This window comes from Erwinia sp. 009765445 (genome assembly GCF_058137865.1).
Genome location: NZ_JBYUWC010000024.1, coordinates 1 through 16182 on the forward strand (window position 1 = coordinate 1; position 16182 = coordinate 16182).

13 protein-coding genes, 1 tRNA gene and 1 pseudogene are annotated in these 16182 nt (G+C 54.4%); 5 read left to right on the forward strand and 10 right to left on the reverse strand.

Translation table 11 applies throughout. From position 1 onward, the window contains the following. Positions 1-6 precede the first annotated feature (6 nt). Positions 7-82: transfer RNA gene (locus tag AC3Y5R_RS21385), tRNA-Lys, on the forward strand. 61 nt (positions 83-143) lie between these two features. Here AC3Y5R_RS21385 and AC3Y5R_RS21390 read toward each other — a convergent pair. Next, positions 144-1607 (reverse strand): AlkA N-terminal domain-containing protein, encoded by a 1464-nt coding sequence (locus AC3Y5R_RS21390; RefSeq protein WP_489923051.1) that lies wholly within the window; start codon positions 1605-1607, stop codon positions 144-146. Positions 1608-1784: 177 nt separating this feature from the next. On the opposite strand from AC3Y5R_RS21390, the gene AC3Y5R_RS21395 reads away from it, so the two are divergent. The 3 genes from AC3Y5R_RS21395 to pnuC all read left to right on the forward strand — a co-directional run bounded on the left by AC3Y5R_RS21395 (position 1785) and on the right by pnuC (position 4244). Further along, positions 1785-2288 (forward strand): methylated-DNA--[protein]-cysteine S-methyltransferase, encoded by a 504-nt coding sequence (locus AC3Y5R_RS21395; protein ID WP_489923007.1) that lies wholly within the window; start codon positions 1785-1787, stop codon positions 2286-2288. Positions 2289-2449: 161 nt separating this feature from the next. Next, complete coding sequence (gene nadA, locus AC3Y5R_RS21400) at positions 2450-3490, forward strand: quinolinate synthase NadA (RefSeq protein ID WP_489923052.1); 1041 nt, start codon at positions 2450-2452, stop codon at positions 3488-3490. Between the two features lie 37 nt (positions 3491-3527). Continuing rightward, positions 3528-4244 (forward strand): nicotinamide riboside transporter PnuC, encoded by a 717-nt coding sequence (gene pnuC / locus AC3Y5R_RS21405; protein WP_489923008.1) that lies wholly within the window; start codon positions 3528-3530, stop codon positions 4242-4244. Positions 4245-4280: 36 nt separating this feature from the next. Here pnuC and zitB read toward each other — a convergent pair whose 3' ends face one another. From zitB to AC3Y5R_RS21425, 4 genes and pseudogenes are all read right to left on the reverse strand, one after another. Continuing rightward, positions 4281-5216, reverse strand: a complete 936-nt coding sequence (zitB, locus tag AC3Y5R_RS21410) for a CDF family zinc transporter ZitB (RefSeq protein ID WP_489923009.1) — start codon at positions 5214-5216, stop codon at positions 4281-4283. Further along, positions 5197-8333 (reverse strand): annotated as a pseudogene (locus AC3Y5R_RS21415) (hybrid sensor histidine kinase/response regulator). The gene zitB and the pseudogene AC3Y5R_RS21415 overlap by 20 nt, the downstream one beginning before the upstream one ends. Further along, positions 8315-8905 (reverse strand): LuxR C-terminal-related transcriptional regulator, encoded by a 591-nt coding sequence (locus AC3Y5R_RS21420; protein WP_489923010.1) that lies wholly within the window; start codon positions 8903-8905, stop codon positions 8315-8317. The pseudogene AC3Y5R_RS21415 and the gene AC3Y5R_RS21420 overlap by 19 nt, the downstream one beginning before the upstream one ends. Positions 8906-9037: 132 nt before the next feature. After that, the gene (locus AC3Y5R_RS21425; protein ID WP_489923011.1) at positions 9038-9385 is read right to left on the reverse strand and encodes a protein YbgS; all 348 of its coding nucleotides are present in this window, start codon (positions 9383-9385) and stop codon (positions 9038-9040) included. Positions 9386-9679: 294 nt separating this feature from the next. Here AC3Y5R_RS21425 and aroG point away from each other — a divergent pair, with 294 nt between their 5' ends. Beyond that, positions 9680-10732 carry a 3-deoxy-7-phosphoheptulonate synthase AroG gene (aroG, locus tag AC3Y5R_RS21430; protein WP_158784699.1) on the forward strand — a complete coding sequence of 351 codons (1053 nt, stop codon included), beginning with the start codon at positions 9680-9682 and terminating at the stop codon, positions 10730-10732. Between the two features lie 545 nt (positions 10733-11277). Here aroG and AC3Y5R_RS21435 read toward each other — a convergent pair. From AC3Y5R_RS21435 to galT, 5 genes are all read right to left on the reverse strand, one after another. Then, on the reverse strand, positions 11278-11736 hold the full coding sequence (locus AC3Y5R_RS21435; protein ID WP_489923012.1) for a hypothetical protein: 459 nt from the start codon (positions 11734-11736) through the stop codon (positions 11278-11280). A gap of 73 nt (positions 11737-11809) precedes the next feature. Then, complete coding sequence (gpmA, locus tag AC3Y5R_RS21440) at positions 11810-12562, reverse strand: 2,3-diphosphoglycerate-dependent phosphoglycerate mutase (RefSeq protein ID WP_158784698.1); 753 nt, start codon at positions 12560-12562, stop codon at positions 11810-11812. A gap of 155 nt (positions 12563-12717) precedes the next feature. Then, positions 12718-13752: a galactose-1-epimerase gene (galM, locus tag AC3Y5R_RS21445; RefSeq protein WP_489923013.1), complete on the reverse strand. Its 1035-nt coding sequence runs from the start codon at positions 13750-13752 to the stop codon at positions 12718-12720. Further along, on the reverse strand, positions 13746-14894 hold the full coding sequence (gene galK, locus AC3Y5R_RS21450; protein ID WP_489923014.1) for a galactokinase: 1149 nt from the start codon (positions 14892-14894) through the stop codon (positions 13746-13748). The genes galM and galK overlap by 7 nt, the downstream gene beginning before the upstream one ends. Positions 14895-14896: 2 nt before the next feature. After that, complete coding sequence (gene galT, locus AC3Y5R_RS21455; RefSeq protein ID WP_489923015.1) at positions 14897-15943, reverse strand: galactose-1-phosphate uridylyltransferase; 1047 nt, start codon at positions 15941-15943, stop codon at positions 14897-14899. Positions 15944-16182: the final 239 nt, after the last annotated feature.

Genomic DNA, 16182 nt, shown 5'->3' on the forward strand with positions numbered 1-16182 from the left:
CGTAGCGGGTCGTTAGCTCAGTTGGTAGAGCAGTTGACTTTTAATCAATTGGTCGCAGGTTCGAATCCTGCACGACCCACCAATGTAGAAAGGCGCCCTAAAGGCGCCTTTTTGCTGTCTGCAATTCGGGCAGGGTTCAGAGATTACTTCTTGTCAGGTGTCATATTTTTCCAGATATGCATCACCGCATAGCTGCGCCACGGCCGCCAGGCCTGCGAAATCACCTCCGCCTGCTTTGCCGTCACGCCCCCCAGATTCTTTCTTACCACCACATCCTCTTTCGGAAAGGCATCCGGCCAGCGCAGGGCGCGCATAGCGATATAATGCGCCGTCCATTCGCCAATACCGGGTTGCCTGATGAGCCGCGAAATAGCCTCTTCAGGATGCACAGCGGCCTCAAGCTGCAACTCTCCCTGCACACAGGCCTCTGCAACGGCCAGCAGCGTCTTCGAACGGGAGCTGACGATACCGAGGCTGGCCACGTCGTCCAGCGTTGCCACAGCCACTCTGGCAGCTTGTGGTGAGAGATGCGTCAGTTCCGGATAGGGTGTGGCAAAGGCTTCGCCGAAAGCCGCTGCGAAACGTCCGCCAATAGTCGTGGCTGCTTTAACCGTAATCTGCTGCCCGAGAATTGCCCTGACCACCATCTCAAAACCTTCGAACGCGCCAGGTACCCTCAGTCCCGGATTACTTGCCAGGCTCTTCTGCAATAGCGGATCTTTTTGCAGATGCGAGGCAATCAGATCCGGGTGTGCATCCAGATCGAACAAATTCCTCAGCCGACGAAGCAAAGCGGGTAGCACCGGCGTCAGCGAATGCGAAAACTCCACCTTAAGAGCGTGCTTATTGTTGGCCTGTACCACCTTAATCCAGCCTTTGTGTTCGCCCAGACGCACTGTACGGGCATAACTCTGTTCATCCACACTCTCAACACCCTTAATGGCACGCATGCGCAGAAAGGCCAGCAGGGCGCTCCAGTCGAACGGTGGACGGTAGCTCAGCAGCAATGTTGACGTTTCACCAGCGGTAAGCTGGTTTCCTGTATGGCTGGCTTCTTTGCGCAACCGGCTGGGCGGCATCCGGTATCGGGCGCTGAACACATCATTAAAGCGCCTCAGGCTGGCAAATCCACTGGCATAAGCCACTTCAGTCACCGGCAGGGTGGTTTCCGTGAGCAGCTGTTTTGCTAGCAGTAAACGGCGGGTTTGCTTTAATTCCACAGGCGATACGCCCAGCTCCTTCTGCACAATGCGTCGCAGTTGGCGGGAACTCAGTGAAAACTGAGCGGCGATTTCTTCCAGACTGGCAACGTCCTCAATCAGACCCTCTTCAATTCGCTGCAACAACAGATCCGCGACCCGATGGCTGCTGTCGACAGGCGCATTGCCCGGCGCAAGCTCAGGACGGCAGCGCAGGCAGGGACGGAACGCCGCTTTCTCCGCCGCTTCCGCGCTGGCAAAAAACAGGCAGTTCTCTTCGCGAGGGGGTTTAACCGGGCAGACCGGTCGGCAGTAAATGCCGGTCGAGGTCACACCAACGTAAAAAACGCCGTCAAACCTGACATCCCGGGAGGTGAGTGCCCGGTACGCTGCTTTTGCATCGATCATCATCGGTTCCTGTGGACTGGATTTTCTGACAGGTTAAGTGCATTTTATCCGCAGCGCTGGCTGTTTTCGGACAGATAACTGCCCGGTACCGGTGTCCGAAAACGGCTAGCACGAAGATCATTATTACGGATAATAAGCCTTATCCATGCGATAAGGCGTGACAGAGGGAGAAGAGTGATGGGCTATTTCTACAAAATGCTACCTTCACCGGTTGGTGAGCTGAAACTGGTCGCAAGCGTCAGGGGGCTGGCCGCGATCCTGTGGGAGAACGAAGATCCCAAACGTGTGCGACTGCTTAACCCACAGGAAGATCCTCAGCATCCGGTGCTGCTGGAAACTGAAAAGCAGCTGAATGAATATTTTGCCGGTGAACGTCAGCGCTTTACCCTGACACTGGACTTCAAAGGCACTGAATTCCAGAAAAAAGTCTGGCGGGCACTGGTGGCAATTCCGTTTGGTGAAACCCGCAGCTACAGCGAAATAGCCCGCGAAATCGGCCATCCTACCGCCGTCAGGGCTGTGGGCGCGGCAAACGGCAGAAACCCCATCTCGATTATTGCTCCCTGTCACCGGGTTATCGGTGCGAACGGGAAACTGACCGGCTTTGCGGGCGGGCTGGAAGTTAAAGCCTTTCTGCTCAACATTGAAGCCAGCGAACCTGCTGAATTTATTCTCAGGTGATCGCCATCATATTCTGAGCGGCGAGTGAAAAATTGAGCGACACAGGCGACTATTTCGGCTATCTTGTTTAGCATACAAAACAAACCGGCCTGTAAACCGGTGCGGATGCGATAACTTCCGCAAAATTGTTAAGTTAAAAAAACGAGAGTCGTGATATGAGCATGATGTTGTTCGATCCTGAAACCGCCGTTTATCCTTTTCCACCAAAACCCGCACGCCTTTCCGGTGAAGAGAAGCAATTCTACCGGGTGAAAATCAAGCGCTTACTGAAAGAGCGCAATGCGGTGATGGTCGCGCACTACTATACCGACCCGGAGATCCAGGCTCTGGCAGAAGAGACGGGTGGCTGCGTGGCAGACTCGCTGGAAATGGCCCGTTTTGGCAGCCAGCATGCGGCCTCCACACTGCTGGTGGCTGGCGTGCGATTCATGGGGGAAACGGCTAAAATCCTCAGCCCGGAAAAAACCATCCTTATGCCCACGCTACAGGCAGAGTGCTCGCTGGATCTGGGCTGTCCGATTGACGAATTCAGCCGTTTCTGCGACCAGCACCCGGACCGCACCGTGGTGGTGTATGCCAACACCTCCGCAGCAGTAAAAGCGCGGGCTGATTGGGTGGTCACTTCCAGCATTGCGGTGGAATTGATTGAACATCTGGACAGTCTGGGTGAGAAGATCATCTGGGCACCCGACCGCCATCTGGGCCAGTACGTCACCCGCCAGACCGGCGCGGATATTCTCTGCTGGCAGGGAGCCTGCATCGTACATGACGAATTCAAAACCCAGGCACTACAACGGATGAAGGCGCTCTATCCTGACGCGGCGGTACTGGTTCATCCTGAATCGCCGCAGGCCATTGTGGATCTTGCCGATGCAGTGGGATCAACCAGCCAGCTGATTCAGGCGGCGAGAACGTTGCCTCATCCGCAAATGATCGTGGCAACCGATCGCGGCATTTTCTACAAAATGCAGCAGGCCTGCCCGGATAAAGAGCTGCTGGAAGCACCAACGGCGGGCGAAGGCGCAACCTGCCGCACCTGTGCGCACTGTCCATGGATGGCGATGAATGGCCTGAAGGCGATTGCCGAAGGGCTGGAGCAGGGAGGCAGCCAGCATGAAATCCATGTTGATGCTGCGCTGCGTGAAGGCGCATTGATACCGCTGAATCGTATGCTAACCTTTGCTGCAAGTTTAAAAGGGTAACGCCTGACCCCTTGCTGCTCAGGACTGAGGTGCCAATATGGATTTTTTCAGCACGCATAACATTCTGGTTCACATCCCTCTTGGTGCCGGTGGCTACGATCTCTCATGGATTGAAGCGATTGGCACCGTGGCGGGTTTGCTCTGCATCTGGCTCGCCAGCCTTGAAAAAATCATCAATTATGCCTTCGGGTTGATCAACGTCACGCTGTTTGCGGTGATCTTCTTCCAGATCCAGCTGTATGCCAGCCTGCTGCTGCAGGTGTTCTTCTTTGTCGCCAATATCTACGGCTGGTATGCGTGGAGCAGGCAGACGGCAGATAACCTGAACGCGCTGCAAATTCGCTGGATGAGTCTGCCAAAAGCACTGGGCTGGGCGGCAGGCTGCGTGGTGGCGATTGGGCTGATGACGCTGTATATCAACCCGGTGTTTGCGTGGCTGACCCACGTTGCGGTGTCGCTGATGCAGGGGCTTGGGTTGTTGGTCACCATGCCGGAACTGCAGCCGGATGCTTTCCCGTTCTGGGACTCCTGCCTGATGGTGCTGTCGATTGTGGCGATGATTTTGATGACGCGCAAATACGTTGAAAACTGGCTGCTGTGGGTGATTATCAACGTGATCAGCGTGATGATTTTCGCCCGCCAGGGGGTCTATGCCATGTCGCTGGAGTACGCCATTCTTACCCTCATTGCACTGAATGGCTGCTGGCTGTGGATCAAAAGCGCCCGCGAACAGGGTTCACGGGCGCTGTCATAACCTGTGCAGGTGGGGAAAGCATCCCCATCTCCGTTCTCAGTGATGATGGTGGGCATGAGCATGATCGTGCCCACCTTTGCCCCAGCTCAGCTCGCAATCTCCGTCCTCGCAACTCTGGTATTCCATCTGCACCGTGGCATGCTCAATCTGATAGTTTTCATGCAGATAATTATGAATACGGTGCAGCAACGCATCGTGATCGTAAGGTGGAATAACCTGCACATGCAGGGTCATTACCGGTTTTTCGCCGACCTGCCACAGGTGGAGATGATGAACGTTACGCACTTCCGGGATCCCCCGCGTAAGCGCCCGCTTCAGTTTTTCCACATCCACCGAGGCCGGAGCGCCTTCCAGCAGCTCATGAATGCTCTCCTTCATCAATGCCCAGGCGCTGCGCAGCACCAGCAGGGAGACCAGTATCGACAGAATGGGATCGATTGGCGTCCAGCCGGTAAACATGATGATCAACGCAGCGGCAATGGCACCGACGGAACCGAGCAGATCGCCCAGCACATGCAACGCTGCGGCGCGGACGTTAAGGTTTTTCTCTTCGCTGCCATGGTGCAGCAGCCAGAAAGAGAGAATATTTGCCAGCAGGCCTGCGATGGCGATAATCAACATAAAGCCACCGGCAACCGGTTCAGGATGCATAAAGCGACGTACAGCTTCCCAGACGATCAATACCGTGATCACCAGCAGGGCGATGGCATTCACAAAGGCGGCAAGAGTGGTCAGCCTTAGCAGGCCAAACGTGTGGCGGGCATTGGGTCTGCGGCTGGCAAACTGCACTGCCAGCAGAGCCATCAGCAGGGCCGCCGCATCGGTCAGCATATGTCCGGCATCTGCCAGCAGGGCCAGCGAGCCGGAAATCAGCCCGCCGGCAATTTCTGCCACCATAAAAACAACGGTAACCAGAAAGGCCGCCAGCAGACGGGTACGATTGCTGTTCGGTTCAGAGTGGGTGTGCGCCATAAGTATCCAGTTCTTTAAGTAAACTTTCCGCTAATTCTATCAATAAATTCAGTGCTGAAGAGGATGAGCGGTGCGATCTGGCTTGTTCAGCCACCTGCTGACACAGGGATTCCCCTTGAGCATAGCCCAGCATTTGCCAGCTGCCCTTCATACGGTGCACGGCTTTTTCCGCCTTGTCCCACGCCTGCTCAACAAAAGCGATCTGCAACCGGTCCTTATCTTCCCGCAGGGTTTTTTGCAGGGTCTGGATAATTTTCCTTAAAAATACGCTGTTGTGACCGGCCAGATCGTCCAGCCGGGACGGAAGATCGCCAAAAGCAGAGTGAGGTTCGCCTGGTAAAAGGGCTTCGATCTCGCGCAGTGAAACGGGTTTCAGCAGCACGTTGTCGGCAAGCGCCTCCACGCGAGGATGCGCAAGGATATCAGCGTCGGCTGAACAGAGCACAATGCGCGTGCGGGTCGCCCCGTGGCGCTCACGGCGGCGAATGATTTTTGCCAGCGTCACGCCATCAGGATGCGGCATGCTGTAATCGATAAACAGCAAATCATAAGATCGGGTAGCGGCCAGCAGCATTCTGCCATCAGGGTAACAGTCGGCCTGCAGGCCAAACCACGCCAGCTGCTGCTGCATCACCAGCAGATTGGCAGGGTGGTCATCCACGACCGCGACTCTCAACTGCGGGTCAGGTTGAGCGGCTGTCGCGGAGGCCATCATCTGCTGACCGGATGAGGCTGTCTCCAGTTTCTGCCAGGGCAACTGTACCGTCACCGTCGTTCCCCGGCCCACTGTGGAATCCAGCAGGATTTCTCCTCCCATCCGCGAGACAATCTCTTTACAGATCGACAGTCCCAGCCCGCTGCCCTGAACGGAAAGCTGGCGGCCGGAGGGCGTCTGATACCAGGGCTCAAACAGCCGTGCCTGCTCTTCCGGAGGAATACCGCTGCCGCTGTCAATTACCTGCAGGCGCAGAAGTTGAGTCGACTCGTCTGCCGTGAGAGTGACGCGGATTTCACCCTGGCGGGTGAATTTGATCGCATTGCTGATCAGATTATTGGCAATCTGCTGCAGCCGCTCACCGTCAATCATGACCAGCACTGGCAGTGGCGTAGCTGTCCGAACGCTGAAAACCGGGCCGTTCTGGCGCATCAGTGGATGGTAAAAATCGGCCAGGCGATTCAGCCAGCGTGCCGGATCGAGCTGCTTCGGAACCAGAGTGAAGCTGTTGCTCTCCAGTTTCGCGTGATCCTGCAGATCGTTCAGCAGGGTCAGCAGGGCGGCGGCGCTGCTGTGGATCACCGCAAGATTCCCGGCGGCAGGCTGGCGTGAAACTTCCAGCTCAAGAAGACCGAGGATCGCCTGCATTGGCGTGCGCAGCTCGTGGCTGACGGTGGCCAGAAACTGGCTCTTCATCTGGTTGGCCCGATCGGCCTCTTCGCGCTCGCGCTCCAGCTGCCGGCGCTGGATCTGTTCGCGGCGCTGCTCAAGGTAGCGCCGTCCCAGCAGGATCAGCAGGATGACGATGGCAAACAGTGCGGCAATCAGCACAAACAGCGAGATGGGGCGCATCATATTCTCACTGCCGCCTGCCAGGACCGTGGTGTTGTTGCTCCAGTTTTCACGCATCCGCTGCTGCGTGTCCGGTGGGATTTGCTGCAGGCTGGTATTCAGCAGCGTGCGCAGCAGCGGCAGAGCGGGATTGACGCCGATCGTAATGGGCCACGCGGTGTCGCTGGCGGCAAACGCCAACCGCAAAGAGTTACTGTAGCGGGACTGGATCGTCCAGCGGGCCGAAATCACATTATCAACCAGCGCGGCGATCTGACCGTTTGCCAGCGCGTCGTAAAGCATTTTGCTGTCATCAAAGACCACCACATCCACGCCAGTTGGGATCATCTGTCGGGCGATATCTCCCCGGCGGATCCCAATTTTACGGCCTTTCAGTTCCTGCCAGCTGGTGACGGGGGTTGACATCTGGCCGACATAAATGCCCCACAGCGCACGCCAGATCGGCAGGGTATTCGCCCGCATGGCGTCATCTCCGGTGAGTGGCAGGGTGAGTTGGATCATTGCGCGGCCCTGGTCGACCAGCTCGCGGGCCTGTTGCGCATTGTTAACCCACCAGGGCTGGAAGTGCAGGCCGGTGTTCTGGCTGATGATATTTAGCAGCTCAACGCTGTAACCGGCGGGCTGGTCGTTAGCAGCGCGGTAGCTCCAGGGATAATCATCCTCGATAGCGGCATAGGTGACCAGCGGATGGTCTGTAATCCAGCTTCTCTCCATCGGGGACAAGTGAGCGGTAAAAGTGTCCTGGTAGCGCGGCAGCTGGCTGCTCCAGCGGCCCTGAATACCATTGACCACCTCCATTGGCAGCTGGCGGTGTCGAGCTGCTGCGTCAGTGCCGGGCTGGTGGTAACGGCCTGCAGGTGGAGCGCGCCGGGGTGCAGCGGAGAAGCCAACTGATAAATCTGCCCCTGCTGCAGCTGGCTGAGCAGGAAACCGGCGCTGGTTTCATCGGCGATCACATAGTCGCTCTGATTGTTCAGTAGCGCGTACAGTGCCTGCAGATCGTTCTCCACCACCTGGAAATGATGACGCTGAGCAAAGGCCGGATCGACCAGAGCCAGCGCGGCACGGCTGAGGGTGATTTGAGCATCGGCAGAGTTGAACATCACCGGACGCAGGTTGTCCCGGCTGCGATAGATGCGTAGAGGGCTGGTAAACCAGGGCTGAGTGGCGCTCATGCCCTCAGCCAGTTTATGCTGTGGTACACCAAACAGAATATCCAGCTGCTGGTGCTGCAGGGCTTGAACCAGTGCCTGCCAGTTATTGAAGGCATCAATCTGAAAGCGCATCCCGGTGGCGCGGCTAAGTGCGACCAGATAATCGGCGTTGATGCCATACAGATCCTGACCGACCACCATATTCCACGGCGTGCTGTTGTCCCGCAGGACCCCAACACGCAGCGTTTTGTCCTGCCAGGCCGCAGATTGCTCCAGCGGCATCATCTCCTGCGGCAGTGTAACGCTGCTGATCGGGCGCAGCGCAGCACCAGCCGTCAGGCTGATCAACAGCAACAAAACCATCAGCAGGCGTGCCGTCACTGCCGGGTTTTCCATATTTCAGCCAGTTCAACTACCGAGCCGGCTCCGGTTTTCTCCATAATATTTTTCTTATGGGTACTGACCGTTTTATTGCTGATATTTAGCTGCCCGGCGATTTGCAGATTAGAGAATCCCTGCGCCAGTAAAGCCAGAATTTGCTGTTCCTTGGCCGTGAGCAGCGACTCACTGTGGTCCAGGGCCATTTCAGGAGGGAAAGCACGCTGTCCACCCAGCACGGCGAGGATGGCGGAGAGAAGCTGGGGCAACGGCTGGCGCTTGGCAACATAGCCCGCTGCGCCAGCTGCTTCAGCCAGGCGCGAATAGAGACGTTCCTCCTGCGCGGAGTAGACTATCACCGGAATATCCGGATGGTGGCGTCGGATAAACTTGAGCAACTGTAGCCCGTCGCTGTCCGCCAGGCCAATATCCAGCACCACCGCCTCAATGGGCTGCTGCTCCAGCAGCTGGCGGGCCTGAACGTTTTCTTCTGCCGCCAGCAGCATAACAGGGAAGGGCACATTGACCAGCGCCGCTTCAAGTGCAACCTGCACCAGCGGATGATCGTCAATCAACAGCAGCGTAATCATCAGGTTATCCGGAGAAAATCTGGGAGTTTAAGAATAGCGTAACTGGCTGAAGTAAGTCACCGGGAGAAAGAGGGCGGGCAATAAAAAGGAGAGCCGCAGCTCTCCTTAATCGTCACTAAAAGCCTGTATATATTACTGTGAGGTACCGTCCGTTTTGGTATCCGCGCCTGGACCGACTTTTTTATTAATGTCCGGGCACTTACCATCTTTGCACTGCGTGTTTTTATCGATCTGGTCCGCAGTCATTTTTTTATGATGCGTAGCTTTCTTGTGGTGCTTAGGCGTGGTGGCGTCGCCGGTATTGTTGATATTACTGTTATCAACATTGTTTGGGGCCATTTTCTGCACGGAGCCACCCCCTGCAGCACCTGCATCAGCAGCCTGATTGGCTGTCCCGTTGTTGCTGTCCTCAGCCATTGCCGCACCGCTGCCTAAAGTCATCGCTGCTGTCAGGAATACGATTGCAAACTTATTCATCATTATGCTCCGTTAAATTTTGAATATTGCCCAATCAAACCCTTTAAAAAAGCAGTTTGAATAAACGTCCTCAGGATGTGAAATAACACCCCGCATAATGTCCACAAAGGTAAAGCTTGTGATCTTTATGCGTTTTTTTTAAGTATTGACAACAAAAAGTGTAGTTAAGAACCACAAAACATCAACTCTGCAGGGCAAGAATTTGAGCAAAGTCGATTTACACCACTCCCCTCACGCGATAAATTGGGCGTGATGCGCCTGGTGTGCAGTACGGCCAAGAAAAACACTGGAAATATTATGAATTATCAGAATGATGACTTAAGAATCAAAGAGATAAAAGAGCTTCTTCCTCCTGTCGCTCTACTGGAAAAATACCCTGCCACGGACCTGGCGGCGCAGACCGTTGCCCACGCCCGCCAGGCCATTCATCATATTCTGAAAAAAAAGGACGATCGTTTATTAGTGGTTATCGGGCCATGCTCGATTCACGATACCGCGGCGGCAAAAGAATACGCCGGGCGTCTGCTGAAATTGCGTGAGGAACTTAAGGGTTCGCTGGAAGTGGTGATGCGCGTTTATTTTGAAAAACCGCGCACCACCGTTGGCTGGAAGGGACTGATTAACGATCCGCATATGGATGGCAGCTATCAGATTAATGATGGCCTGCGTATTGCCCGTAAATTGCTGCTGGATATCAATGACTCAGGTCTGCCAGCGGCGGGTGAATTTTTAGATATGATCACGCCGCAGTATGTGGCCGATCTGATGAGCTGGGGCGCTATCGGAGCGCGTACCACGGAGTCTCAGGTTCACCGCGAACTCTCTTCAGGTCTCTCCTGTCCGGTTGGTTTTAAAAACGGCACCGACGGCACTATCAAGGTGGCGATTGATGCTATCAATGCCGCCGGCGCGCCTCACTGCTTCCTCTCCGTTACCAAATATGGGCATTCAGCGATTGTTGAAACCAGCGGTAACGGCGACTGCCACATCATTCTGCGTGGCGGTAAAGAGCCTAACTACAGCGCGCACCATGTCAATGCGGTGAAAGCGGGTCTGGAGAAAGCGGGCCTGGAGCCTCAGGTGATGATTGATTTCAGTCATGCCAACAGCAGCAAGCAGTTCCAGAAGCAGATGACGGTAGCGGACGACGTGGCGCAGCAGATTGCGGGCGGCGAGAAGGCCATTATCGGCGTGATGATTGAAAGCCACCTGGTGGAAGGCAATCAGAACCTGGAAAGTGGTGAACCGCTGGTGTACGGCAAGAGCGTCACCGATGCCTGTATCGGCTGGGAAGATACCGAGAAGGTGCTTCGCCAGCTGGCCGACGCGGTGCAAACCCGCCGTGGGTAAATGCCGGGTGTTCTCTGACAGCTAGCGGAGTATTTTTGACGCGGATTGCTGGCTCAGCAATATTAAAGTCCCTGCCTGTGGCAAACGTTTTTGCTATGGGCAGGTTGTCAGATTTTTAAGCCTTTCCAGAGCATCCAGGGAATCGTGATTATTTCCGCTGGGTATTTAGCAGTAAAGTCACATTTAGCTGACTTTGATTAACCTCATCAAAGCTCAACACTGATTCTGATTTCAGCGGGTCGGGTTTTTGCATCCAAATATATTTTTCAAGTATAATTTTTTCTGCTCAGGATTTTTAACAGATTTGAAATCAACAGAGTAGTGTTCGTAACCATAGTTATCATCTGGAGTATACGAAAAGCTGTAATTTTCGGACGCTTTTGGCGTATTGGTAATCACTGAAGGCGTCATCAGGTAATATTTTAATATGTTATTTTCTGTGTGGCTTGATTCTTTGGTTAGCATAAGTAACATGGTAAAAATTATAATGATGATAAAGAATACACTTAAAAATATAAATTTCACTCTGTTCTCATTCATGATTATTAATGTGACTCCCTGATCAGTTTTTTATCAGACAGCGGTCTTAATCTGATAAGAAAATCGGGTGACGGTATTTTATAAGGTTGATGAGAAATCATTTGGTCATGAGGATCTGCGAATAATACAGGTTTCAATTCTGTGTTTTTGTAGTTTCCTGTCGGGCCATAATAGTCCCATAATCTAAGTGCAAATTCAGCGCTTTTTATTTTTAAATATTGCATATAATTTCGCCCACAAACGGCAGAATGAAAACCTGAAATATCAGAGATTAGATCTTCAACGCTATATTCACTTTCAGTGGCTAGATTGGTGTAGCTTACAGTAAAATAAGCGCTTGTTGCAGCATGAGGGTTTATCATCTGACGCCATAATGATAATGCACCTGTTGCGTCTGCATGCCCTGCATCTATCCTGCAATGCTCAGCTTTTGCTGGACATAAAAAAACCTGAGTCCGGTGCAATATCGAACTCAGGTTCAGATTACTGACTGATAAATTGCCCGACGTTAACGGGCTTTATCAAAAACGAGTATTCTTACTTCGCTTTACCCTGGTTAGCAACGGCTGCGGCTTTTGCGGCAATCTCGTCGGCATCGCCCAGATAGTAGTGTTTGATCGGCTTAAAGTTTTCGTCGAACTCATACACCAGCGGTACGCCGGTAGGGATGTTCAGCTCAAGGATCTCTTCTTCGCTCATGTTATCCAGGTATTTTACCAGCGCGCGCAGGGAGTTACCGTGTGCAGCGATAATCACTTTCTCACCTTTCTTCATGCGCGGCAGAATGGATTCATTCCAGTATGGCAGCACGCGGTCGATGGTCAGTGCCAGGCTTTCAGTGGTTGGCAACTGCTCAGCGGTCAGTGACGCATAGCGTGGGTCATGGCCTGGGAAACGCTCATCTGCACGGTCCAGCTCTGGTGGAGTCACTGCGAAGCCGCGACGCCACTGTTTAACCTGATCGTCACCGTATTTCTGTGCGGTTTCAGCTTTATCCAGACCCTGCAGCGCACCGTAGTGACGCTCGTTCAGACGCCAGGATTTTTCAACCGGCAGCCAGACCTGATCCACTTCGTCCAGGATGTTCCACAGCGTGTGGATGGCACGTTTCAGCACGGAGGTGTAAGCGAAATCGAAGGTGAAACCCTCTTTTTTCAGCAGCTGACCCGCCGCTTTCGCTTCGGTACGCCCTTTATCGGACAGATCCACATCGTACCATCCGGTAAAGCGGTTTTCGTTGTTCCACTGGCTTTCGCCGTGACGTACCAGAACCAGCTTAGTTACAGCCATAGCTTAACTCCTTAATAATCTGACGTTTCTAGATAATGGTAAACTGAAAATTGCCCGACACAGACCGTCGCAATTTTTCTGGCCATTACCATAACGGAATTCTTCACGGCAAGTAAGCCTGTAGCGCATGCGATGCGCGATTTTCATGCGCTTAGTCAAACCGCCGTCAGGCGATAGCGCGTGAATGACTGATACGATTCACCTGGTTGCAGCCAGCAGTCGGGCTGCGGCCATTCCGGATGATTCGGTGAGTCAGGCAGAAACTCGCTCTCGAGGGCAATCCCCTGAAAGGCAGTATAGACGCCCTGCTCGCGAGCAGGAGTGCCTTCCAGATAATTACCCGTGTAGAATTGCAGGGCAGGGGCGCTGGTGAAGACGCTGAGCTTCAGTCTGCCGTCTGCCGACCACAGCTCTGCTGCGGGTTGTTCCCCGTCCGTACTGTTCAGCAGAAAGGCATGGTCATAACCCTTAACCGCACGCTGATCTTCATCCTGCAGGAAATCCTGCGCGACCGTTTTCGGCTGGCGGAAGTCAAAGCTGGTACCTGCCACTTCTTTCAGGTCGGCATTGGGGATGCCTTCGCTGCTTACCGGCAGATAGTGCCCGGCATTGAGCTGCAGACGGTGATGACGGACATCGTCGTGATCCGCATCCAGATTAAAGTAGGCATGGTTGGTAAGGTTCACCGGACAGGCCTGATCCACGGTTGCCTGATAGCTGATTGACAGGGTGTTATCATCTTCCAGGCGATACAGCAGAGTCACCAGCAGATTGCCCGGATAGCCCTGATCGCCATCAACAGAATCCAGCTTGTATTCCACTTCCTGCTCTGCCTGACGCACGATTTGCCAGCGGCGGTTGTTAAAGCCTTCCGGCCCGCCGTGCAGTTGGTGGGCGCCCTGGTTAGCCGCCAGCTGATAAGTTTTGCCATCTGCGCTGATAGTCGAGTTGGCGATACGGTTGGCGTAACGGCCGACGGTCGCTCCCAGATAGGCAGACTGATGCAGATAGTCAGACGGTGTGGAGCAGCCCAGCAGCGCTTCACGCATCGTACCGTCTCTCATCGGCACCCGCGCTGACAGCCAGGTGGCACCCCAGTCCATAATGGTGACCACCATACCTCCGGCATTACGCAGCGTGGTGATATGCCACGGCAGCCCATCCGGCGCACGGGAAGAAATAGTTAGCATTGACCCGCTCCCGTAGAGGCTTTGCAGACGTAAAAGGTTTCTTTGATGCCGGATTTCGCTTCGTACTGGTCCGCCACGGCAGCCTTGACCGTGTCCACCAGATCCAGCGGCATCAGTGCCACCACGCAGCCCCCAAAGCCGCCGCCGGTCATACGTACGCCTCCGCGATCGCCCAACGTGGCCTTAACGATATCCACCAACATATCAATTGGCGGTACGGTGATTTCGAAGTCATCACGCATGGAGGCATGAGATTCCGCCATCAGCACGCCCATCCGCGCCAGATCGCCTTTTGCCAGCGCATCGGCGGCTTCCAGCGTACGGGCGTTTTCGGTCAGCACGTGACGAACACGTTTGGCTACCACCGGATCCAGCTCGTTCTCAACGGATTTAAACTTATTGAGATCCACGTCGCGCAGTGAAGTCTGGGTGAAGAATCTCGCGCCGGTTTCGCACTGCTGGCGGCGGGTGTTATACTCGCTGCCCACCAGGCTGCGGCGGAAGTTAGAGTTGATGATCACCACCGCGATATCTTCAGGCATTGGCACCGGACGGGTACCCAGCGTGCGGCAGTCCAGCAGCATCGCATGGTCTTTTTTACCCAGCGCGGAGATCAGCTGATCCATAATGCCGCAGTTACAGCCGACGAACTGATTTTCAGCTTCCTGGCCGTTGACCGCGATTTCTGCGCCATCCAGCGGCAGATGATAAAGCTGCTGGAAAACAGTCCCCACAGCCACTTCCAGCGATGCGGATGAGCTTAATCCGGCTCCCTGCGGCACATCGCCAGCGATAACCATATCCATGCCGCCAAAGTCTTTACTGCGCTTCTGCAGGTGTTTGACCACGCCACGCACATAGTTAGACCACATCTGATCTTTATGGGTCAGGATAGGTTCATCCAGCGAGAAGATATCCTGCTGATTATCGTAATCAGCGGCGATAACACGTACCTGACGATCGTCACGTCTGGCACAAGCGATCACCGTCTGGTAATCGATAGCGCACGGCAGAACGAAGCCGTCGTTGTAATCGGTATGTTCGCCAATCAGGTTCACACGGCCAGGGGCCTGGAAGGTATGGTCAGCGGCATAGCCAAACTTCTCGGCAAAAATCTGTTGGGTAGAGGTCTTTAAAGTCATTGTTATGCTCCCGTCTCGCGGAAATGAATATCACTGACGGAACGCAGGCGCTCTGCAGCCTGCTCCGCCGTTAAATCGCGCTGGGTTTCTGCCAGCATCTCATAGCCGACCATAAATTTGCGCACCGTGGCGGAACGCAGTAGCGGCGGGTAGAAGTGGGCATGCAGCTGCCAGTGATCGTTGGTTTCACCATTGAATGGTGCGCCGTGCCATCCCATCGAGTAGGGGAAGGAGCACTGGAACAGGTTGTCATAGCGGCTGGTTAATTTTTTCAGTGCCAGCGCCAGATCCTGGCGTTGGGCACCAGTGAGATCGACCAGGCGTTTGATGTGCGCTTTCGGCAGCAGCAACGTTTCAAATGGCCACGCTGCCCACCACGGCACCACGGCCAGCCAGTGTTCGGTTTCCACCACGGTGCGGCTGCCATCTTTCAGCTCGCGGGTGGTGTAATCCACCAGCATCGGTGACTGGTGCTGAGCGTAGTAAGCACGCTGTAAATCGTCCTCGCGCTTCGCCTCATTCGGCAGGAAGCTGTTGGCCCAGACCTGGCCATGCGGATGGGGATTAGAGCAGCCCATCGCTGCGCCTTTGTTCTCAAAAACCTGCACCCAGGGGTAGTGCTGGCCGAGATCGGCGGTCTGCTCCTGCCAGGTTCTCACCACATCTTCCAGTGCGGAAACGCTAAGCTCAGGCAGCGTCTTACTGTGATCTGGTGAGAAGCAGATTACCCGGCTGGTACCGCGTGCGCTTTCGCAGCGCATCAGAATGTCTGCACTTTCTGGCGCATCCGGCGTATCGGTCATCAGCGCGGCAAAATCGTTAGTGAAAACATAGGTACTGGTGTAGTCCGGGTTTTTATCACCGGTAACGCGCGTGTTGCCAGGACACAGGAAGCAGTCCGGGTCATGTGCCGGCAATTTTTCTTGTGATGCGGTCTCCTGCGCGCCTTGCCATGGGCGTTTAGCGCGGTGAGGAGAAACCAGAATCCACTGATCGGACAATGGGTTATAACGGCGATGCGGGTGATCGACCGGATTAAATTTTTGCATGTTGAGTCCTGATAACCTTCTTTATGCCCTGGTAGCCTTAAAGAAAAATAGCACAGTGCGGGAAAACAAAGCGTGATCGAGTCTGGATAAATGGAATCGTTTACACAAGCTGAAAATTCCGAAGTATCAGGATAAACGACAAAATAATCCATGAATGGGGTCGCCACATTGCAAAATAGTGGTAGCGGTTACACTAATAATAAAACTCTCCTGAATATGCTGGTGGCATATGTTGCCAG